Here is a 21,707-nt window from a genome sequence, read left to right as displayed (position 1 = left end):
TAAGAATAACAAAAGTCCGGAGAGTTCCGGACTTTTTTGTTTTTATACAGAAAAACCGCCGCATTATGAACCGGCGGCTGAAAGCTATTCGATTATTACATAATTGTCTGCCGCAGTTTCCTTGGTAGCGTGTTCAGAAACGCTGAGAACCTTGACCTTAAGCGGTTTTTGTCCCATGTTTATTTGAATAATATCGCCGGTTTTTACGTCGTAGGAGGCTCTTGCTGTTTTTTCATTTACGGTTATCTTTCCGGCATCGCACGCTTCGTTGGCAACGGTTCGTCTTTTTATGAGCCTTGTAACCTTCAGATATTTGTCTAATCTCATATATTTGCTTCTCCTTTCATATGAAAAAGAACCTAACCAAAATCAGGCTAGGTTCAAAGCTTCCGCTGTAAAATTACTTGTTAACGGCTTCCTTAAGAGCTTTTCCTGCCTTGAAAGCGGGAACCTTCTTAGCCGGAACGTGTACAGGCTCTTTTGTAAGAGGGTTGATAGCTTCCTTAGCGGCTCTGTCGCGAACCTCGAATGTGCCGAAGCCTACGAGAGAGATCTTTTCACCCTTTTCAAGTGTTTCGCTGATAGAATCAATTACCGTTGAAAGAGCTTTTTCAGCGTCCTTCTTTGAATATTCGCCTTTTTCCGCAATCAGATTGATCAATTCTGCCTTTGTCATTTTCAGTACCTCCAAATTATTTTTAACGAAATGTATGAGCTGTTAATTAAATTTATTGCCCATGAAGCAAATAATCACTTCACACACTTCTTAGCCTTACGCCAGTAGACGTCAAGCTCGTCTATGCTCAGGGCTGACATTTCAAGCCCGTCTTGCCTTATTAGATTTTCAGCCTGCTCAAATCTGGATAGAAATTTGTCGCTGGCTGCCGTAAGAACTTCCTCAGCGTCAAGCTCCAGAAGCCTTGCCGTATTGCAGCAGGAAAAAAGCACATCGCCCAGCTCGTCGGCAATACTTTCAGGTCTTCCGTCGGCGAAAGCCTCTTTAAGTTCCCCTACTTCTTCCTCCAGAGCGTTGAGAGCTTCTTTTGCATTATCAAAATCCATTCCTGCGCGCGCTGCCCTTTTGCCCAGCTTTTGTGCCCGCATAAGAGCAGGAAATACCCTTGGCACGCTTTTCAGTGTATCTGTATAGCTTTCCTGTCCCTTGGTTTCTTTTTTGATGGCGTCCCAGTTTTTAAGAACCGTATCTACGCTGTCGGCATTTACTTCTCCGAAAACGTGAGGATGTCTGATTATAAGCTTTCTGCATATATCGTTTGCTACGTCGTTAAGATCAAAAATGTTTCTTTCGTTTTCGATCTCGGTATGAAATATTACCTGAAGCAGTACGTCGCCCAACTCTTCCCTTAGCATTTCCGGGTCGCAGCAGTCTATAGCGTCAATTACCTCATAGACTTCTTCAAGAAAATCCTTGCGTATTGATTGATGAGTCTGAACCTTATCCCAAGGACACCCGTTTTCGCTCCTGAGTATCTTAACTATCTCGGCAAGGTCGTAAACGTCGTAGGATTCCTTATTCAGTATTTCTTTAACAGCATCGTTCATATGATCAAAGTCCTTCCCTGCAACCAGAGGATACTTTATAATTATAACCCAAATCAAAAAAAATTTCAATAGGTTTTATAAATTTTTTTATAAAAAAATGCTTTAATTTGCTTTTTCGGCAAAACGCACAATAAATACAGTGAAAAAAAGTACATTATGCTACCTGAAAAAATTGAAATAAGCAGAATTAAACGGTAATTCAGAGAAAAAGGCAGATAAACTGTGAGAACGTCGTATAAGAGTCTGGCCGTAGCTCCGCAGAGGAGTCCCGAAAAAAGCGGCTTTACGAATATCTCCTTTGCGCTTATTCTTACTCCCGAGGTTTTCAGCATTGCCGCTGCAGACCAGATACAGATTATACCCTGAGAAATTACGGTAGAAATTGCTGCGCCGCTAATATTAAGCGCAGGGATCGGTATTAGGATAATATTGAAAACCAGCTTTGCCGCGCCGCTTACAAGCATTATTATAACAGGCAGCTTAGGCTTTCCGATAGTCTGAAGCGCTGAAAAGCAGGGAATTGAAATACCCATAAAAATTACTCCCGCTCCGAGAATAGTCAGCGGCAGTACTGAAACTGCGATCTCGTCCGTTCTTCCGCCGTAGAGAAATTCAAGTATCTCCTTTGACATAAGGCTGATCCCGATTCCCGACGGGACAGCGATTATCGAGGTTATAAAAAGCATACCCGAAAGATTTCGCTGTATACAGCTGTGATCCTTTTTCGCCCATGATTCCGCAAGATTGGGAAGTATGCTCTTGCCGAACATAGCTGTAAGCGTCGGCACAAGTCCGAATATAGTTACCGCAAGTCCCGTATACGAGCCGTAAATAAAGTTAGGCAGTGTCTGAGAGGTAAGGTTATTTTCGGTAAGCTGAGAAAAAAGCGCACCGTGTTTTTCAATTGCCTTTGAAAGACATGGGTTGATGGTTATAAGATCTATCATATTGGTAAGCGTCGTTATTACCGAGGCGACAGCTATAGGTACAGCGTATTTTACAAGCCGTCTGAAAAGAGTAAGCGTCCTGTCGGTTGATCTGTCCTGTTCGAGCATTTGTTTTGTGATCCCGTCGCCGTGAATTTTTCCCGAAATTATTATGTAAAGGCTGCCTATTCCTGTAGCCAGAGTTACTCCGAGGATCGAAGCGCCTGTTATAAAAGGAAGAGCCGTCGACCGTGCGTCCTCGATAGTTCGGCAGAATTGACCGAAGCAGCCTCCCGTCTGATAAAACGAAGTTTCGGCGTAGTTCATTACCGCGTATGCAAAGCCAAGTCCGAAAATAAGCTTGAATATGGTTTCGACTATTTCCGAAACCGCAGTAGGTATCATATTTCTCAGTCCTTCGTAATATCCTCTTTCGACAGACATTATCGTTCCGAGGAAGACCGACGGTGCAACTCCTATAAGCGACCATACCGCCGACGGCTCATGAATTACTCCTTCGGAAAGCAGCTTTGAAAGCGCAAGGACAAGCAGTGAAGCTGAAAGACCTGCGGTACTGAATATTATCATTGCCGTGCGTTTTATTTTTCTTACGTTGCGGTAACGCTCAAAAGCGTAGTTTTCGGCTACCATTCGAGCAATTGTCGATGGTATCCCTGAAACTACAATGGCGAATATCGGCGTAAATACCGCATATGCGCTGGAGAAATACCCCATTCCGGTACCGCCAAGCATATGCGTAAGCGGAATTTTATACATAAGTCCCAGTATCTTAGTTATTATCACCATTCCCATAAGAATGGCAGAGCCTTTAAGAAAACTTTGTTTTTTCAAAATACATACCTCCGCTTTTTGAACTCTTTCTATTTTATGACAAGCTGTGCATTGATATTACACTCTGCTTTGTTTTGCTTATGTATAAGAGCCGCTGCCGAGTCAGGATTTTTATTCACCGCGGATATTTTCTGTGATCGCAGCGATTTAAAGCAAAAAAAGCTTAAAAGGTCTTTATTTTTTCATAAAAGTATGTTATAATAAAATGTCAGAATATTATTTTGCAGATCGTCTTAAGAACGGCGCTGCTGAAAGGAATGTTTATTATGGAATACAGTTTTTCTAAAAAGGTTTCGCATCTTCAGGCTTCGGCTATAAGAGAAATTCTCAAGTTTACATCCGACCCGGAGGTTATTTCGTTTGCAGCAGGAAACCCTGCGCCTGAGGCTTTTCCGGTTGATACGCTTAAAAGTCTTTCGGCGGAAATTTTTGAAGAGGATCCTATCCTTGCTTTGCAGTACAGCGTTACGGAGGGCTATACTCCTCTGAGAAATGAGCTGAAAAAGCGTCTTGAAAAGGACGGGATATTTGATCCTAAGACCGACGAACTCATAATTACCAGCGGTGCACAGCAGGCAAACGAGCTTACTGCAAAGGTACTATGCGACGAGGGGGATACTCTTGTGTGTGAATCGCCCTGCTTTATAGGATCTCTTAATGCTTTTAAGTCGTATAACGTAGCCCTTTGCGGAGTAACCCTTGACCCTGACGGAATTAATCTGGAGGAACTGGAGGAAGTCCTTAAAAACGGAGGAGTGAAGCTGATTTATCTTATTCCTAATTTCCAGAATCCTACAGGTCAGACTATGTGCCTAGAAAAGCGCAGGGCTGTGCTTGAGCTTGCTCAGAAATATAATACGGTAATACTGGAGGATAACCCTTACGGAGATCTCAGGTTTTCCGGAGAGGACATTCCGACAATAAAAAGTATGGATAAGAGCGGCCATGTAATGTATTCAGGAACATTTTCAAAGGTTCTTGCTCCCGGTATCAGAGTGGGTTACGCCGTAGGTCCTAAGGATATTATACAGAAGATCGTAGTCTGCAAGCAGGTAGCTGATGTTCATTCAAATATCTGGGCTCAGGTTCTTGCCTATAAGTTCCTTGAAAAATGCGATATGGATAAACATCTTGCTTCGCTGCGTGATATATATAAGCATAAATGCTCGCTTATGATCAATGAGATCGAAAAGAATTTCTCTTCAAAGGTTTCCTTCACGAAGCCGGAGGGCGGATTGTTTATCTGGTGTACGCTTCCATCCGGCTGCGATATGATGTCGTTTTGTTCAAGAGCGGTTCAGGAATATAAGGTAGCGTTAGTACCCGGAACAGCGTTTATGATAAATGAAACGGATAAGACCGCATCATTCAGAGTCAACTTCTCGACTCCGACAGACGAGCAGATCGTAAAGGGCTGTGAAATGGTAGGAAGGCTTTCAAAGGAAATGTTCGGTGACTGAAACTCAATTGCTATCGGAGGGGAGGTCCGCACAGAATTGTTTATAAAATGTGCGGATATGTAAAATGAAAGTTCCTTTTACGCTTTTGCAGATCATACTGACAACGGTTTCGCTGTTCGCCTTATGCGCCTGCGCCGCCGCTGACTGCTTTCTGATATATCTCAACATAGTGGAAATGAACAGCAATTCGTTTGTTATCAACGGAGTTATCTGCGCCGTTCTGATAATAATTCTGGGAATCCTGATATTCAAGCCGTCGCTTACAGGCTTTGTCAGGAAAAGCTCAGATGAAGCTGATCCTGTTCCGGCGCTATCTGCGGTAAGAACTTATATGTGCTTTATCGCTCTCGACGCAGCGGCGATACTTTCGATAATGCTGTTCGGAGCGTTATTTTCCATTAATGTGCTTATGTATATTCTTATTGCCGCACCTGCGGTATTTGTGATCGGAGCGGTAAAATACATTTTTGACGTGAGGCGTATAGGCGTAGACGATAACGGAGAAGATCCGGAAGATTAGAAAAGCCTTTGGCATTGTTATTCAAAGCATAAACAATATTTTTCACGAAACGGAGGAAAGTCCGGAGCATGAACTTAATTTTCAGTCTGCCGGACGAATATTATGAGCGACGATAAGAAACTGATTTTCAGCGGTATCCAGCCTACGGGGACCTTTACTCTGGGCAATTATCTGGGAGCGGTAAAAAACTGGGGACCGCTTCAGGATGAATACAACTGTGTATATTCGATAGTTGACCTTCACGCTATAACGGTAAGACAGGATCCCGTTAAGCTCAGGCAGAATTCAATGCAGGCATACGCTCTGCTTCAGGCGTGCGGACTTGACCCAAAAAAGTCAATACTTTTTTTCCAGAGTCATAATAAGTGCCATGCCGAGCTTAGCTGGGTTTTAAGCTGCGCTACTCAGTTCGGCGAGCTTACAAGAATGACTCAGTTCAAGGACAAATCAGCCAAGCATGCGGATAATATAAATGCGGGGCTGTTTACCTATCCTGTGCTTATGGCGGCAGATATTTTGGCGTATAACGCCGACCTTGTTCCTATCGGTATAGACCAGAAGCAGCATCTGGAGCTTGCGAGGAATATAGCTCAGCGTTTCAATCAGCGTTACGGAGATTTCTTTACGCTTCCCGAGCCGTTTATCCCAAAAACTGGCGCTAAGGTAATGTCGCTCCAGGAGCCGTCTAAGAAAATGTCCAAATCAGATGAAAACCCCAATGCCTGCATTCTGATACTTGACGATAAGGATACGATAATCCGCAAATTCAAAAGAGCGGTAACAGATTCGGAAGCCGAGGTAAGATATGCCGAGGGCAAGGACGGAATAAACAATCTTATGACGATCTATTCGGCTGTAACCGGAAAAAGCTTTGCCGAAACAGAGTCTGAATTTTCTGGAAAGGGCTACGGCGATTTCAAGCTGGCGGTCGGCGAAGCGGTAGCAGATCATCTTGAGCCTGTCAGAAATGAGTTTGCAAGGCTTATAAACGATAAGGCGTATCTCAGGGAGTGCTATATCGACGGAGCGCAGAGAGCCGAGAAGATCACTCAGAAGACTTTAACAAAGGTATATCGTAAGGTAGGCTTTGTAGACGCACGATAGTTTTAAGGAAAGGAGCCTGTAAAATGAAAAACGCTTTGCTGCTTGATACTGTCCGTGAAATAAAGCATTCACTGAGCAGGTTTCTTTCTATTTTTACTATTATTGCGCTGGGGTGCGGATTTTTTTCCGGAATAAAGGCTACTATGCCTGATATGATAGATACCGCCTCACAGTATTTTATCGACAACAGGCTTATGGACTATAAGCTTATGTCAAATATCGGGATCAGATCCGAGGACGTTCAGGCGGTAAGAAATGCCGACGGAGTAAAAGGCGCTCTTCCCGGTTATTCAAAGGACGTTTTCTATCATTATAATAATCAGAACTGCGTTTTAAAGGTAATGTCCTATAATGCAAACGTACCGGAGGACAGTCCGAACCGTATAAACAAGCCTGTACTGATTGAAGGAAGAATGCCTGAAAGCTCAGGCGAATGTGTGGTAGAGGTAAAAATGTCCTCTCCGTCTACCTTTAAGGTGGGGAATAAGCTGACCTTAGCTTCTCCGTCAGAGAACGAGGATATCCTCGATACCTTTTCAACCGATACCTTTGAAATTGTGGGAATAGTAACCTCTCCGCTTTACATAGGCTATGAGCGTGACGCTACGAATGTAGGCAACGGAACAGTTCAGAGCTACATAATAGTTCCTGAAGAGGATTTCGTACTCGACTACTACAGCGAGCTTTATATGACCTTTGAGGGCCTTGACGGATATGATCCGTTTTCTCAGGAGTATACCGATGCGGTAAACGAGAAGAAGACCGAAGCGGTAAAAGCCTTTTCAGACAGCGTTCAGACCAGATATAATAAGCTGAGAGCGGATTCTGAAAAGAAAATAGCGGACGCTCAAGGCGAAGCCGATACTCTGGAAACGGTGCTGAATTCGGATACCGATACGCTTAAGGCTATGGAATCACGGGGAAGCGAGGAGCTGAGATCTGCAAAGTCGCAGTATGAACAGCTGGAGAATAAGGACAGCGCAAAGGCGTACCTGCTGAGGTCCAAAATAGTTCAGGCACAGAATGATCTTGATATTCTTTCAGAGCTTATTGAAGCAAGAAATTCCGGAAGTACGGCTGCCGATGATAAGTATGCGGCAATGCTTTCCGCAGCAAGGTCAGAGATAGACAGCTTTTCCGAAAAGCTTGAAAGCGCTCCCGAGCTGAAAATATATGAACAGGACAGGTTTTCAAGCTCCGATTACAGCTCCTTTAAAAATGACAGCGAAAAGGTTGACGCAGTCGCAAAGGTTTTTCCTGTATTCTTTATACTGATAGCTGCGCTTGTATGTCTTACTACCATGACCAGAATGGTGGAGGAGCAGAGGATACAGATAGGTACCTATAAGGCGCTGGGTTATTCTTCTGCTAAAATAATATCAAAGTATCTTTCCTATGCCGCTCTTGCAGCGGTACTGGGAAGCGCCATTGGAACTGCGGCAGGATTACAGATATTCCCCTATATAATCTACGGCAGCTATAAGATAATGTATAATATCCCAAGTATAAATACTCCCTTCAAGCCGCTTTATCTGCTGCTTTGTATGGTGGTTTCGCTTGCCTGTACCTGCTCGGCAGTGGTCTATTCTTGTATAAGTGAGCTTAATTCACAGCCGTCACAGCTTATGCGGCCCAAGCCTCCTGTTTCAGGCAGACGGGTGATACTTGAAAAGATCGGATTTATCTGGAAGCGGCTTGACTTTTTGGCTAAGGTAACGGTAAGGAATCTTTTTAGATATAAAAAGCGTTTTTTAATGACGATAGTCGGCGTTGCAGGCTGTACGGCGCTTATAGTGACCGGCTTCGGGTTGAAGTATTCGATAAAGTCTATTGCAGATAAGCAGTTCAATGAGGTATTCAGATACGACGCAGTAGTCGTAATGAACAGCGACAGTCTTGAAAATTCTCCTTCTCCGTTAGAACAGCTTTCGGGTTATGATGAGGTAAGCGGTTGTATCGCCTTTTCTCTGACCGAATCCACTGCTGAAAGCGGCAGTAATTCACAGTCGGTAAGCGTAGTTGTTCCGCAATATGAAGACAGGCTGAATGAATATATAGCTCTAAGCAGCGTCAAAGGCGGCAAGGAATGCAGGCTTAACGGAAACGAGGTAGTAATAACCGAGAAGCTTGCAAAAATGCTTGATCTTAAAGAAGGTGACAGCTTCGATATTTCAGTTGTCGGCAAGGACAATATAAAAGTCAGGATCGGAGCGGTAGTAAAGAATTATGCACTGCATTATGTATATATGACCGCCGGTCTGTATGAAGAGCTTTACGGAGAAAAGCCTGTTTACAATCTCTCTTATATCAAGCTGAACAGCGGTGCGGACGAAAATGCCTTTAAGGAAAAGCTTATAAGTGATTCCGACGATTTTCTCGGAATGACCTCTAAAACGGACAGCAGCCGCGGATTCCTGAATTCAGTAGACAGTCTGAATACTATTGTGCTGCTGCTTATTTTCTGCGCCGGACTTCTGGCGGTAATAGTTCTGTATAATCTTGCAAATATAAATATAACAGAACGTGTCAGGGAGATCGCCACAATAAAGGTACTGGGCTTTTACGACGGAGAGACTTCTGCTTATATTTACAGGGAAAATATAATTTCGGCTCTGATAGGAATAGCTATCGGTCTTGGAATGGGCAGGATACTGCACTATTTCGTAGTAATAACTACAGAGATAGATATTGTAATGTTCAACCGTACACTAATATGGTGGGCGTATCTTTTCGGAGCGCTGCTTACAATGGTATTTGCGGCGGCTGTAAACATCGTTCTGCACTTTAAGCTTAAGAAAATAGATATGGTTGAATCCTTGAAATCAATTGAATAATCAAAAAAACGGGAGGAAATATTATGGAAAACGAGATCAAACAACACGGTAAGTTCAGCTGGTGCGCTCTGCTTGCTTCATTTCTGCTGGGAGCGTTGCTTGGATTTATTTTTGCTCCGGTAAAAAAGGGAATGATACTCGGAAGCTTCAACGGAAATAACGGCAATAATACAGATCAGCAGGACTATGATGAATTTGATGAATTTGATGTCTGCGGCGATGAGGAAGATGATGATGAAGGAGACTGGGAGGACGAAACTCAGTCGTATTCTTTCTGATTAATTTAAAAAATATTTATCTGAAAGCGCGGCAGATCTTCGCTTTCAGGTTCAGTACCCTTAAATATTGAAAGGAGGAAATGCCCGGCGCTGTAACGGCGTTCATAGGATCGGGCATAATATTTAATTATGAAGCTGGGAATGGTAGGTCTGCCTAACGTAGGCAAGTCAACGCTTTTCAATGCGCTTACAAATGCGGGAGCTGAATCGGCTAATTATCCGTTCTGTACTATAGAACCCAATGTTGGTATAGTTTCCGTTCCGGACGAAAGATTGGACAAGCTCAAGGAAATGTACGATCCGGTAAAGTTCACTCCTGCGGTTCTTGAATTTGTTGATATTGCGGGACTTGTAAAGGGAGCGTCAAAGGGAGAGGGGCTTGGAAATAAATTTCTCTCCAATATCCGCGAGGTTGACGCGATCGTTCATGTAGTAAGGTGCTTTGAGGACGATAATATAATACACGTCGACGGGAATATAAATCCTGCAAGAGATATTGAAACGATAGATCTGGAGCTTATTTTTTCCGATGTTGAGCTTATCGAACGTAAGCTTGACAGAACTAAAAAGGCAATGAAGGGAGATAAATCTCTTGCCTCCGCCGTTGAGTTTCTGGAAAGACTAAAGGCTCATCTTGAGGACGGAAAACCTGCAAGAGCCTTTGAAATGACTGAGGACGAGCTGGATATTCTGAAGGAAACTCCGCTTCTGTCGCTTAAGCCTGTAATTTATGCGGCTAATATGTCGGAGGAGGACTTTACCAATAATATCGACTCAAACGAACATTATAAAGCTGTATGCAGAATTGCCGAAGCCGAGGGAAGCGCCGTATTTCCTATATGCGCTCAAATCGAAGCCGAGATAGCGGATATGTCTGATGACGATAAGGCAATGTTCCTTGGCGAGCTTGGTCTTGAAATTTCAGGTCTTAACAGAATAATCAAGCAAGGCTATTCACTTCTCGGACTTATTTCATTCTTAACTGCCGGAGAGCCTGAGGTAAGAGCGTGGACGATAAAGAAAGGCACAAAGGCTCCGCAGGCGGCAGGAAAGATCCATACCGACTTTGAAAAGGGCTTTATCAGGGCAGAGGTAGTTTCCTTTGACGATCTTATGAACTGCGGTTCAATGACTGCTGCAAAGGAAAAAGGATTAGTACGTCTTGAGGGAAAGGAATACGTTATGCAGGACGGAGATATAGTTCTGTTCAGATTTAACGTATGATACCTATGTTTTTTTCTGATCCCTCAAAGGTGCGTTGTAACGTACATGAAGATAAATTTGCATTTTGAAAATAAGCTGTTTAGGATATTTTTTATAGACAAGAATATCTTAAACGGCTTTTGCTGTAAAGGAGGTACTGAAATGAAAAGCTTTAAGAAACAGGCGGAGCAGCTTGTGTCGCAGATGACGCTTGAAGAAAAATGCTCTCTGCTGAAATATGATTCTCCCGCAATCGAAAGACTTGGGATTGATTCCTATAACTGGTGGAACGAAGGACTTCACGGAGTTGCAAGAGCAGGAACGGCAACCGTCTTTCCGCAGGCAATAGCAATGGCGGCGGCATTTGACAAAGCCCTTATTTTCAAAGCGGCGGATATTATTTCTACGGAAGCCAGAGCAAAGTATAACTACGCTCATCCTAAGGGGGATAACGATATTTACAAGGGTCTTACCTTGTGGAGTCCGAATATAAATATTTTCCGTGATCCGCGCTGGGGCAGGGGTCATGAAACCTACGGAGAAGATCCGTATCTTACCTCGGAACTGGGGACAGCCTTTGTAAAGGGTTTGCAGGGAGAGGGGGAGTATCTGAAAACTGCCGCCTGCGCCAAGCATTTCGCCGTTCACAGCGGTCCGGAGGCTGTGAGGCATGAGTTTAACGCAAAGGTAAGTGAAAAGGATCTGCGTGAAACCTATTTATACGCCTTTGAAAAGCTTGCCGAAGCGGGAGTTCAGGGGGTAATGGGAGCGTATAACAGAGTTAACGGCGAACCTGCCTGCGCCAATTCTCATCTTATGGATATACTTTTCAATGAGTGGAGCTATGACGGATATTTCGTATCAGACTGCTGGGCAATAAAGGATTTTCACACTAATCATATGGTAACTTCAACTGCCGAAGAATCCGCCGCACTGGCGATAAGGTCCGGCTGTCATATAAACTGCGGCAGTACCTATATCCATGCAATGAAAGCTGTACAGAACGGTCTGCTCGATGAAAGCGATATTGACAAAGCTGCCCGAAAGGCTTTGGAAATACGCCTGAAGCTTGGAATGGGCGCTGAAACGGAGTATGATAATATACCTTTTGACGTAATAGACTGTCCGGAGCATAATGCAGTATCGCTGGAGCTGGCGGAAAAGTCAATGGTACTGCTGAAAAACGACGGTATACTGCCGCTTGATAAAAGCAAGCTCAGAGCGATAAGCGTGATCGGCCCGAATGCGGACAGCAGGGCGGCGCTGTACGGAAATTACTGCGGGACCTCCTCCTGCTGTACGACTTTTCTTGAGGGCATAAAAGCGGAATTTGAGGGACGTGTTTATTTCTCTGAGGGATGTCATTTGTATAAGGACAGAACGGAAGCTCTGGCTATGCCGTATGACAGGATTTCCGAAGCGGTAGCTGCCGCGGAAAATTCCGACGCAGTCGTTCTCTGTCTGGGACTTGACGCTTCTTTGGAGGGAGAGGAAGGCGACGCAGGCAACGCCTATGCTTCCGGCGATAAGCAGGATCTAAGACTTCCTGAAAGTCAGCGGCGTCTGCTTAAAGCGGTTCTTGATACCGGAAAGCCTGTTATAGCCGTGCTTGCTTCTGGCAGCTCTCTTAATATTGAGGAAGACAGAGCTGATGCGGTTATTCAGGCATGGTATCCCGGCTCTCACGGCGGCAAAGCGCTGGCGGAAATTCTTTTCGGAAAAATATCCCCCTCGGGAAAACTTCCCGTAACGTTTTATCGGTCAGCGGACAAGCTGCCTGATTTTGAGGACTATTCAATGCAGGGAAGAACCTACCGCTATACTCAGGATAATATACTTTATCCCTTCGGCTATGGACTTACCTACTCGAAATGCATAGCTGACAGTCTGTCGTTTTCGGACGGCAGGGCGGTATGCAGGGTTTCAAATAACGGCAGCTTCGATACCGACGAGGTTTTGCAGCTGTATATAAAGGTACGGGGAAGCGTATATGCCGTACCTAATTATTCCTTATGCGGTTTCAAGCGGATAACCCTCAGGGCAGGGGAGAGCAAAACAGTTGCAGCAGATATTCCGAAGGAGTTCTTTACAGTTGTTGGTGAAAACGGGAAGCGCATTAAAGACGGGATCGGTTTTACTTTATATGCAGGATTTTCGCAGCCTGACGCTCTCAGCAGCAGGCTTACCGGAACGGTTTGCGCAGAGTTCAGCGCGGATTATGAGCCGTAGGTTATGTTTTATGTTGAAAAGGACTGCCTTTCAGATGAATGGCAGTCCTTGTTTTTATTGTTTTGAATAAACGTCGTTATCCTCAGGATACTTTTCTGATTCGAGGGATTCGTCGGAAAGAGCCTTCAGCGCTTTCTGACCTATATCTTTTCTGTAGTGAGCGTTTTCAAAGCCGATCCTTTCAACTCCTGCATAAGCGCTGTCAATTGCCGCCTTTAGAGTGCTGCCTTTGGCTGTTACGCCGAGAACTCTGCCGCCGTTTGTAAGGAATTTTCCGTCGGCAAGCTTTGTTCCTGCATGGAAAACCTCACAGCCGTCAAGCTGACCGTTTTCGTTGAGTCCTGAGATCTCAAGTCCCTTCGGGTATGAAAGAGGATAGCCTCCGCTTGCCATAACTACGCAGGCACAGCTGCCTAAGCTCCATTTTACGTCAATTTCGGAAAGTCTATGATTATAGATCGCTTCCATTATCTCCGTCAGATCGGTTTCAAGCATAGGGAGAACTACCTGAGTTTCGGGATCTCCGAAGCGGCAGTTATATTCGATCACCTTAGGACCGTCTGGAGTAAGCATAAGTCCGAAATACAGACAACCCTCAAAGGTTCTGCCCTCTGCGTTCATAGCGTTCATTGTAGGAAGAAAAATTTTGTCCATACACTCCTGTGCGATCTCAGCGGTATAATAAGGATTCGGAGCAACAGTACCCATACCGCCTGTATTAAGACCCTCGTCGTTATCATAGGCTCTTTTGTGATCCATTGATGAAAGCATAGGAACAACTGTTTTTCCGTCGGTAAATGAAAGCACTGAAACCTCAGGGCCTGTGAGAAATTCTTCGACAACTATTGTAGAACTGCTGTCACCAAACTGTTTGTTGTCGATCATTGAGCGTATAGCATTTACAGCTTCCTCCTCATTCTGAGCGAGAATTACTCCCTTTCCAAGCGCAAGACCGTCCGCCTTTATTACCGCAGGATAGGTATTCTGCTCTTTAACGTAGGAAATAGCGGATTCGCTGTCGGTAAAGACCTCATACCTTGCGGTAGGAATACTGTACTTTTTCATAAGCTCCTTTGAAAATACCTTTGAGCCTTCAATTATAGCCGCGTTTTTCTTAGGTCCAAAGGTCATAAAACCTTTTTCCTGCAAAGCGTCTACCATTCCAAGAACCAGAGGATCGTCTGGAGCGACAACGACCATATCGACTTCAAGCCTTTGAGCCAGAGCTTGTACGCCCTCTATATCCGTTGCGGAAACGTTGAAGCATTCCGCTCCGTCGGCTTCTATACCGCCGTTTCCCGGAGTGCAGTAGATTTTTTCAGCTTTTGGAGACTGAGCGAGCTTTCTAATTATGGCGTGTTCACGTCCGCCTCCTCCGACAACTAATATTTTCATTTTAATTCCTCCAAGCTTTGAGTTTCAGATTTTCTGTTCATATTACCCCGCTGTTGTTTGCGGAAATTAATTTAAGATCACCAATACGTCTTATAGCTGGACGTGTGTTCTTATCAGATATTAAATCACTGAACGCCTGTTTAGGACAAACGTTCAGTGAAATCGGTTTTGATTATAATACGGTAAAGGAATTGATAACGTCATTGAAATCACTTTCAATATTTGCAAATGCTGATTTTTCTGCGCCGTAGCTTATTGCGTAAATGTATCCGTTTTCAATTATGATTATCTGATTCATATTCATTGTGAAATTTTCAGACTGGCTTACATCAACAGATACTAAATATGCGTCCCTTCCGTTGACTGTCATTTCCGAGCCGCCTGTAACGCTGTAGCCTTCCGTAGAATCGTACTGCTTCTTTATGATCTCGGCATAGTCTGCTGGTGAAGATGAGCCGAATGTTCCTGCCGGCTGTGCAATTATGTTGAAGTTTGCGGTTGCCGCCATAGCGTCAGTGCCTCCGCCTGCATACATAAACATACAGTCAACCATTGAATTAGTATCGGAAGCGTTAGTCCAAAGTTTTTCGTCTACTTTAATTGTGTAGCCTGTTCCTGTAAATACTCCGTCCTTAAGTCCCTTTTCAGCGTTTGAACTGTCAGCTGAGGATTCAGCTGCTGATGATTCTTCAGCCTTTGACTCCTCCGCCTTTGATTCCTCAGCTGAAGATTCTTCAGCCTTTGATTCTTCGGCTTTGGATTCCTCAGCCGTTTCAGATGAGGTCACTGAAGCCTTTGATGATTTATCCTTCTTTGAGCTTGAAGAATCATCATCGCTTCCGCAGCCTGTAAAAGCCATAACGAGTGATGCCGCTATTGCGGCGATAAGCAGTTTCTTCATATTCTTTCTCCTTCTATAAAATTAAGATTAATGATGGAATAATCTTATTCCCGTAAATGCCATAGCCATGTTATATTTATTGCAGGTCATGATAACATGGTCATCTCTGATAGAACCGCCCGGCTCGGCAATGTATGAAACACCGGACTTTTTAGCTCTTTCAATATTATCTCCGAATGGGAAGAAAGCGTCAGAACCAAGGCATACGCCGGTATTCTTTTCAAGCCATTCTTTCTGTTCTTCCTTGGTGAAAACTTCAGGCTTGACCTTGAACATTTTCTGCCACTCACCGTCAGCGAGAACATCCATATACTCGTCGGAAATATAAACGTCAATAGTATTATCTCTGTCGGGACGGCGTATATCATCAACAAACTGAAGTCCCAGAACCTTGGGGTGCTGTCTGAGCCACCAGATGTCAGCCTTGTTTCCGGCAAGTCTTGTGCAGTGGATCCTTGACTGCTGACCTGCTCCGATACCTATTGCCTGACCGTCCTTAACGTAGCAGACGCTGTTTGACTGGGTATATTTAAGCGTGATCAGTGAGATGATCAAATCAATTTTTTTGTCATCAGGAATATTTTTGTTTTCTGTAACAATATTTGAAAGCATAGCTTCATCTATTTTAAGCTCATTTCTGCCTTGCTCGAACGTAACGCCGAAAACCTGTTTTCTTTCAATAGGATCAGGAACATAATTTTCGTCGATTTTAATAATGTTATAGGTTCCCTTTCTCTTTGACTTTAGAATTTCAAGAGCCTCGTCGGTATAGCCGGGAGCAATAATTCCGTCAGAAACCTCTCTCTTAATCATATTAGCTGTGCAGGCATCGCATTCGTCGGATAGTGCAATAAAGTCGCCGTATGAAGACATTCTGTCGGCGCCTCTGGCTCTTGCGTAAGCACAGGCAAGGGGAGAAAGCTCACCCAGATCGTCTACAAAATAAATCTTAGCCTCTGTTTCAGAAAGAGGTCTGCCTACAGCTGCGCCTGCCGGTGAAACGTGCTTAAAAGATGTTGCAGCACACATACCGGTAGCCTTTTTAAGCTCTCTTACAAGCTGCCAGCCGTTGAAAGCGTCAAGCAGATTTATATATCCAGGTTTGCCGTTAAGCACCTCGATAGGAAGTTCAGAGCCGTTTTCCATAAATACTCTCGACGGCTTCTGATTAGGGTTGCAGCCGTATTTTAAAAGCATTTCGTTTGCCATAAAAATTTTCCTCCTGTAATTTGGTATTTTCAGCAATAGAAAGTAATTATTTGCTGTATTTATTAACGATCCTTGAAACCGAGTTGCCTGTTTCAATATCAATATATCTTACAAACAGTGAAACTTTGTTGTCATCATTAAGGCTTTCCCAAAGCTTAGCTGTAAATTCCTCAATTTCGTTTGGAATTTCTACTTTCTTAGGCTCGCCCTCGAAGCTTGGCAGGGGATTTCCGTCGCCCATATATGTGTGGATAAAGTGACCGAAGCCGTTGAGGGGATTTGTGTAGGAGTATGTAAATCTTTCGCAGCAGTCAGGGTTTCCGTCTGCGGATTTAAGTATTGACATCGCATAATTATATGCGCCGTTTTCAACATGCATGATTCCGGAAATACGCGGCGTGTAGTTTGGAGCGTCATCCTCATATTCTCTGGTTCTGAGCGACTGCTCAAATGTCTGCTGCTTATCCATAAGCTCGTAGATAGTATCGGTCTGGTCACCGTTTGTAACTATCGTTTTATTGCCCAGTACACGTACAGGGGAGTATATGATAAGGTGCGGGTCGGTAAGCTTAGAGGGGTCTGCCGCTTCGGTTCTGATACCGTCATCAGTTTCGGTAAATACCCTGTTTCTTGAGTTTACGCTTCTGCCCATGATAAAATAGGCTGTTACCGCGTTTTTTCCGTCAGCGGATTTTCCGATAATAATTCCTCTTCCGGGGTAGGAATTGGACCTAAGCTCCTCGTAAATGTCAAGTGTTTTCATTATATACCTCCTGTTGTATATTTTTATGCTCGCTGTCTGATGGTTTGCAGAGTTTCAGCCTGATCATTGGTCTTCCTCAAGATCAACATACGCCTTGCCGTTTACAATGGAAATTCTGCCTTCACAGAACAGTGACACTGCTTTTGGCAGCAGCTTCCATTCTACATTTTCCATTATTCTTCTCTGGAGCGTTTCGGGAGTATCGCCGTTTTCCACATCAACCGTCCCCTGAAGAATTATTGCGCCTGCGTCTGCTTTTTCATTTACAAAATGTATCGTTGCACCCGATACCTTGACGCCGTATTCAAGCGCCTTTTCATGTACTTTAAGCCCGTAGCAGCCCTCGCCGCAGAAGGAGGGGATAAGCGCCGGGTGAACGTTTATGATCCTATAGCTGTAAGCCTTTGTAACGCACTCGTCGAGGATAGTCATGAAGCCTGCGAGTACCACCAGATCCGCCTTTTGCCTGTCAAGCTCAGCCAGTACCGCACGGCTGTATGAAACGCTGTCGGAATAGTCTTTTCTTGATATCACCACTGAAGGAATACCTGCAGTTTCTGCACGTTCAAGAGCATAGGCCCCCTCTTTTGAAGAAATTACGCAGGTGATTTTTCCGCCCTTGATTTCTCCTCTTTTTTCAGCGTCGATAAGCGCCTGTAAATTTGTTCCGCCGCCTGAAACGAGAACGCATATTTTTTTCAAATAAAAAACCTCTTTCTTAACTTTTATTTCCGAAGGGTTTATAAAACACCCTTCACTAATAGGCAAAAAAGGGGGAAAAGTTGCATACAAATGTGCAACTATGAACAAAAAAGTTTTTAATTAAATTAAATTTTGTAGCTATGCATAAAATATATGATATAAAATTATGCAGAAGCTACAAATAAAATGAAAGATATTTACTGTAAAATATTACTAGACAAGCTGTGATCCTTGCCTATATCAGCCGTAGATCAGCAGATTATTACGCCGAGATCGGATTCTACCAGCTCGCCGAGAACGTAAGCCTCTTCGCCTGCCGCATTGATAGCGGCAACAGCCTTGTCAGCGTCGTTTTTATCAACTACGACTGTCATTCCCACGCCCATATTAAAGGTATTGAACATATCACGCTCAGGAATGTTTCCTGTTTTGGCAATAACGTCAAATATCGGAAGCACCTGAACGGCACTTCTTTCAATCTTAGCGGAAAGACCGTTCGGCAGTGATCTAGGAATATTCTCATAGAAACCGCCGCCTGTAATATGTGAAATTGATTTTACCTTTACGCTGTCAAGAAGCTTCATTACAGCCTTTACATATATCTTGGTAGGCGTAAGCAATACGTTTCCGAGGGTAGTTCCCAGGTCGGAATAATGTCTTGCAAGATTTGACTCGCTTACGTTGAACACCTTTCTTACAAGGGAGAAGCCGTTTGAGTGAACTCCGCTCGATTTGATAGCTATCATAACGTCGCCGGCCTTCTGAGTATCGGGCTTCAGTATTTTGTCCTTATCAACAACTCCTACAGCGAAGCCTGCAAGGTCGTATTCGTCAACTGGATAGAAGCCCGGCATTTCCGCGGTCTCTCCTCCGATAAGCGCCGCTCCCGACTGAACGCAGCCTTCAGCAACGCCTGAAACTATCTGAGCTATCTTTTCGGGATAGTTTTTTCCTACGGCAACGTAGTCAAGGAAAAACTGCGGCTTTGCTCCGCAGCAGATAATATCGTTTACGCACATAGCAACGCAGTCAATTCCTACGGTATCGTGCTTATCCATAAGAAAAGCGATCTTAAGCTTTGTTCCGACGCCGTCTGTTCCCGAAACAAGAACAGGCTTTGAGATACCTGTCATATCAAGCTCGAACAGACCGCCGAAGCCGCCGAGTCCGCTCAGTACGCCGCTTGTCATAGTACGTCCGACATACTGCTTCATAAGCTCTACTGCTTTATATCCGGCAGTAACGTCAACGCCGGCTTCCTTGTAGCTGTTTGAGTAACTGTTCATAATTTTATCCTTTCAAGCTTTATTCTTTACTTATGCTCTGATATTTTATATTCAAATTTATCCTTAGGCATTTCCTTAGGCACTTCTATTGGATAGCTTCCGCTGAAGCAGCCTGTGCAGAAGCCGCAGTCTGAATTTCCGGCAAGCTTCTGTACACTTTCAACGCTGAGGTAGCCCAAGCTGTCCGCGCCGATATAGCGGCATATTTCCTCATTAGTCATACGGCAGGCTATAAGGTTGTCTTTGCTGTCGATGTCCGTACCGAAGTAGCAGGGGGAAACGAACGGAGGACTGGAGATCCTGACGTGGACCTCTTTTGCGCCTGCGTCTCGCAGCAGTTTTACGATACGAGCGCAGGTAGTTCCTCTTACTATACTGTCGTCTATCATAACGACTCTTTTGCCTTTTACGGTGTTTGATATCGCATTCAGCTTTATCTTCACCGAATTTGTTCTTTCCGTCTGAGTCGGCTGGATAAATGTCCTTCCTATATAGCGGTTTTTAATAAATCCGATACCGTAGGGGATTCCGCTTTCCTGTGAAAATCCCAACGCTGCGTCAAGTCCGGAATCCGGAACGCCGATGACAATATCAGCGTCTGCAGGGTGCTCGCGCCACAGATATTTTCCTGCTCTCAGCCTTGCTTTATGGACGCTTGAGCCTTCGATTACCGAATCGGGACGTGCAAAGTAGACATATTCAAAAACGCACATAGTACCCTTGCCGCCGCAGTGGCTTTCTATTGAACGCAGTCCGTTTTTGTCGATCACAATAATTTCTCCCGGCTTTATATCACGGATAAACTCCGCACCGATACTGTCGAAAGCGCAGGTTTCAGATGAAACAACATAGCCGCCGTCTATCTTTCCGAGGGAAAGAGGTCTGAAACCGTTGGGATCTCTTACTGCGATCAGCTTTGACGGCGACATAATTACAAGAGAGTATGCGCCTTTTATCTTGTCCATAGTTCTCTCGACAGCCGTTTCGATCGAAGGAGCCGTAAGGCGTTCCTCGGTTACGGAATATGAAATTACCTCTGTATCGTTGGTCGTATGAAAGATCATGCCCTTATTCTCATACTTCTCCCTAAGTTTTCTGGCGTTGGTAAGATTGCCGTTATGGGCTATTGCAAGCGGTCCCTTGACATGGCGTACTACCAACGGCTGAGCATTTACAGCGCTGCAGCTGCCGGTAGTCGAATAACGCACATGACCTATAGCAATGTTGCCTTTTCCCAGCTGTTCAAGCGTATCCCTGTCAAAAACCTGATTTACAAGGCCGAGATTTTTATGATGTCTGAAAACTCCGTCGTCGTTTACAACTATACCGCAGCTTTCCTGTCCTCTGTGCTGCAAAGCGTAAAGCGCAGTATATGTCTGAGCGGCAACGTCGCTTGTTTCATCGGTATAGATACCGAAAACGCCGCATTCTTCGTGAATAGAGTTAAACATTAGCAAAACCTCCGGATAAATGGATAAAGTCGGATATGTGTCAGAGCGTATGCTGCGTCTTATTTTATTGTTAAATTCCGGCTTCAGAAACTCTCTTCATCATTTCCTGATAAGCGTCCTCTACGCCGCCCATATCTCTTCTGAATCTGTCCTTATCAAGCTTTTCATGAGTAGCAGAATCCCAGAAGCGGCAGGTATCGGGCGAGATCTCGTCAGCGAGAATGATCTCTCCGTGAAATCTTCCGAATTCGATCTTGAAGTCGATAAGGTCAACGTTGATCTTCTTAAAGAACTTTACCATAAAGTCATTAACCATAAAAGCGTATTTTGTAATAGCTTCGATCTCTTCCTCGGTAGCAAGGTCGAGTCCAAGAGCGTAATATTTATTGATAAACGGATCACCCAGCTCGTCGCATTTATAGCTGAATTCAAGAGTAGGCTGCTTAAGCTTTGTACCCTCTGCAATTCCAAGCTTCTTTGAAAAACTTCCCGCAGCTACGTTTCTTACGATCACTTCAAGAGGAACGATCTCAACTTTTTTTACTATAGTTTCTCTGTCGCTTATCTCTTTTACGAGATGAGTAGGAACGCCTTCTTTTTCAAGCAGGCTCAGCATAAGGTTTGTCATTTTGTTGTTGATAGCGCCTTTGCCTAAAATAGTGCCTTTCTTCTCGCCGTTAAATGCGGTAGCATCGTCCTTGTAATCAACGATAACAAGATCGGGGTCGTTGGTTGCATATACCTTTTTAGCCTTGCCCTCATAGAGCTGTTCTGTTTTTACGATGTTTTCCATAACCAATTCCTCCATTATAAATTTATAGTATTTTGTACTTTTTAATATTTATATATTTTCGCCTGTTTTTTGAGCGAAAAGAATATCCATACAATGCTTATGCGGTGTTCCACCACTGTTGCAGTCAAAAATAATTTCCGAGCAGCTATTTATTATCCAATCGTGATATAATGTGAAAAGTTCGCCTGAGTGCCATATCTGTCTGTTCTTTTCTGCGTCATCAGGACGACTTAGAAAA

General features: G+C 44.1%; 19 protein-coding genes. 7 read left to right on the top strand and 12 right to left on the bottom strand.

Annotated elements, in window-relative coordinates:
• Positions 1-84: 84 nt before the first annotated feature.
• The 4 genes from ACYQ0H_RS10760 to ACYQ0H_RS10745 all read right to left on the bottom strand — a co-directional run bounded on the left by ACYQ0H_RS10760 (position 85) and on the right by ACYQ0H_RS10745 (position 3,341).
• The gene (locus ACYQ0H_RS10760; protein WP_459812839.1) at positions 85-327 is read right to left on the bottom strand and encodes an RNA-binding S4 domain-containing protein; all 243 of its coding nucleotides are present in this window, start codon (positions 325-327) and stop codon (positions 85-87) included.
• Between the two features lie 73 nt (positions 328-400).
• The gene (locus ACYQ0H_RS10755; RefSeq protein WP_177453924.1) at positions 401-676 is read right to left on the bottom strand and encodes an HU family DNA-binding protein; all 276 of its coding nucleotides are present in this window, start codon (positions 674-676) and stop codon (positions 401-403) included.
• A 74-nt stretch (positions 677-750) separates the two neighbouring features.
• Entirely contained in the window at positions 751-1,563 is an 813-nt protein-coding gene (mazG, locus tag ACYQ0H_RS10750; protein WP_459812838.1) for a nucleoside triphosphate pyrophosphohydrolase, read from the bottom strand.
• A 65-nt stretch (positions 1,564-1,628) separates the two neighbouring features.
• A complete protein-coding gene (locus tag ACYQ0H_RS10745; RefSeq protein ID WP_459812837.1) occupies positions 1,629-3,341 on the bottom strand; it encodes a putative polysaccharide biosynthesis protein in 1,713 nt (570 codons plus the stop codon).
• A 266-nt stretch (positions 3,342-3,607) separates the two neighbouring features.
• Between ACYQ0H_RS10745 and ACYQ0H_RS10740 the strand changes: the two genes are divergently transcribed.
• From ACYQ0H_RS10740 to ACYQ0H_RS10710, 7 genes are all read left to right on the top strand, one after another.
• Complete coding sequence (locus ACYQ0H_RS10740) at positions 3,608-4,801, top strand: aminotransferase-like domain-containing protein (protein ID WP_459812836.1); 1,194 nt, start codon at positions 3,608-3,610, stop codon at positions 4,799-4,801.
• Positions 4,802-4,865: 64 nt separating this feature from the next.
• Positions 4,866-5,321 carry a hypothetical protein gene (locus tag ACYQ0H_RS10735; RefSeq protein ID WP_459812835.1) on the top strand — a complete coding sequence of 152 codons (456 nt, stop codon included), beginning with the start codon at positions 4,866-4,868 and terminating at the stop codon, positions 5,319-5,321.
• Positions 5,322-5,423: 102 nt separating this feature from the next.
• The gene (gene trpS, locus ACYQ0H_RS10730; protein WP_459812834.1) at positions 5,424-6,425 is read left to right on the top strand and encodes a tryptophan--tRNA ligase; all 1,002 of its coding nucleotides are present in this window, start codon (positions 5,424-5,426) and stop codon (positions 6,423-6,425) included.
• Between the two features lie 23 nt (positions 6,426-6,448).
• The gene (locus ACYQ0H_RS10725) at positions 6,449-9,259 is read left to right on the top strand and encodes an FtsX-like permease family protein (RefSeq protein WP_459812833.1); all 2,811 of its coding nucleotides are present in this window, start codon (positions 6,449-6,451) and stop codon (positions 9,257-9,259) included.
• Between the two features lie 23 nt (positions 9,260-9,282).
• Entirely contained in the window at positions 9,283-9,537 is a 255-nt protein-coding gene (locus ACYQ0H_RS10720; protein WP_459812832.1) for a hypothetical protein, read from the top strand.
• 129 nt (positions 9,538-9,666) lie between these two features.
• A complete protein-coding gene (ychF, locus tag ACYQ0H_RS10715) occupies positions 9,667-10,761 on the top strand; it encodes a redox-regulated ATPase YchF (RefSeq protein WP_459812831.1) in 1,095 nt (364 codons plus the stop codon).
• A 141-nt stretch (positions 10,762-10,902) separates the two neighbouring features.
• On the top strand, positions 10,903-12,969 hold the full coding sequence (locus ACYQ0H_RS10710) for a glycoside hydrolase family 3 C-terminal domain-containing protein (RefSeq protein ID WP_459812830.1): 2,067 nt from the start codon (positions 10,903-10,905) through the stop codon (positions 12,967-12,969).
• A gap of 54 nt (positions 12,970-13,023) precedes the next feature.
• Here the strand turns inward: ACYQ0H_RS10710 and purD are convergent, their stop codons facing one another.
• From purD to purC, 8 genes are all read right to left on the bottom strand, one after another.
• Entirely contained in the window at positions 13,024-14,364 is a 1,341-nt protein-coding gene (purD, locus tag ACYQ0H_RS10705; protein ID WP_459812829.1) for a phosphoribosylamine--glycine ligase, read from the bottom strand.
• A 172-nt stretch (positions 14,365-14,536) separates the two neighbouring features.
• Positions 14,537-15,265, bottom strand: a complete 729-nt coding sequence (locus ACYQ0H_RS10700; protein ID WP_459812828.1) for a PsbP-related protein — start codon at positions 15,263-15,265, stop codon at positions 14,537-14,539.
• Positions 15,266-15,292: 27 nt separating this feature from the next.
• Complete coding sequence (locus ACYQ0H_RS10695; protein WP_459812827.1) at positions 15,293-16,474, bottom strand: phosphoribosylaminoimidazolecarboxamide formyltransferase; 1,182 nt, start codon at positions 16,472-16,474, stop codon at positions 15,293-15,295.
• A 46-nt stretch (positions 16,475-16,520) separates the two neighbouring features.
• Positions 16,521-17,237, bottom strand: coding sequence for an IMP cyclohydrolase (locus ACYQ0H_RS10690; protein WP_459812826.1), 717 nt, complete (start codon positions 17,235-17,237; stop codon positions 16,521-16,523).
• 63 nt (positions 17,238-17,300) lie between these two features.
• Complete coding sequence (purN, locus tag ACYQ0H_RS10685; RefSeq protein ID WP_459812825.1) at positions 17,301-17,939, bottom strand: phosphoribosylglycinamide formyltransferase; 639 nt, start codon at positions 17,937-17,939, stop codon at positions 17,301-17,303.
• 251 nt (positions 17,940-18,190) lie between these two features.
• Positions 18,191-19,225 (bottom strand): phosphoribosylformylglycinamidine cyclo-ligase, encoded by a 1,035-nt coding sequence (purM, locus tag ACYQ0H_RS10680; RefSeq protein WP_459812824.1) that lies wholly within the window; start codon positions 19,223-19,225, stop codon positions 18,191-18,193.
• A 26-nt stretch (positions 19,226-19,251) separates the two neighbouring features.
• On the bottom strand, positions 19,252-20,676 hold the full coding sequence (purF, locus tag ACYQ0H_RS10675; RefSeq protein WP_459812823.1) for an amidophosphoribosyltransferase: 1,425 nt from the start codon (positions 20,674-20,676) through the stop codon (positions 19,252-19,254).
• Positions 20,677-20,746: 70 nt separating this feature from the next.
• Positions 20,747-21,469: a phosphoribosylaminoimidazolesuccinocarboxamide synthase gene (gene purC / locus ACYQ0H_RS10670; protein WP_459812822.1), complete on the bottom strand. Its 723-nt coding sequence runs from the start codon at positions 21,467-21,469 to the stop codon at positions 20,747-20,749.
• Positions 21,470-21,707: the final 238 nt, after the last annotated feature.

It is taken from the genome of Hominimerdicola intestinalis (genome assembly GCF_054655215.1).
The sequence above is the reverse complement of the archived record's forward strand: the minus strand, read 5'-3'. Positions and strand labels throughout refer to the sequence as shown.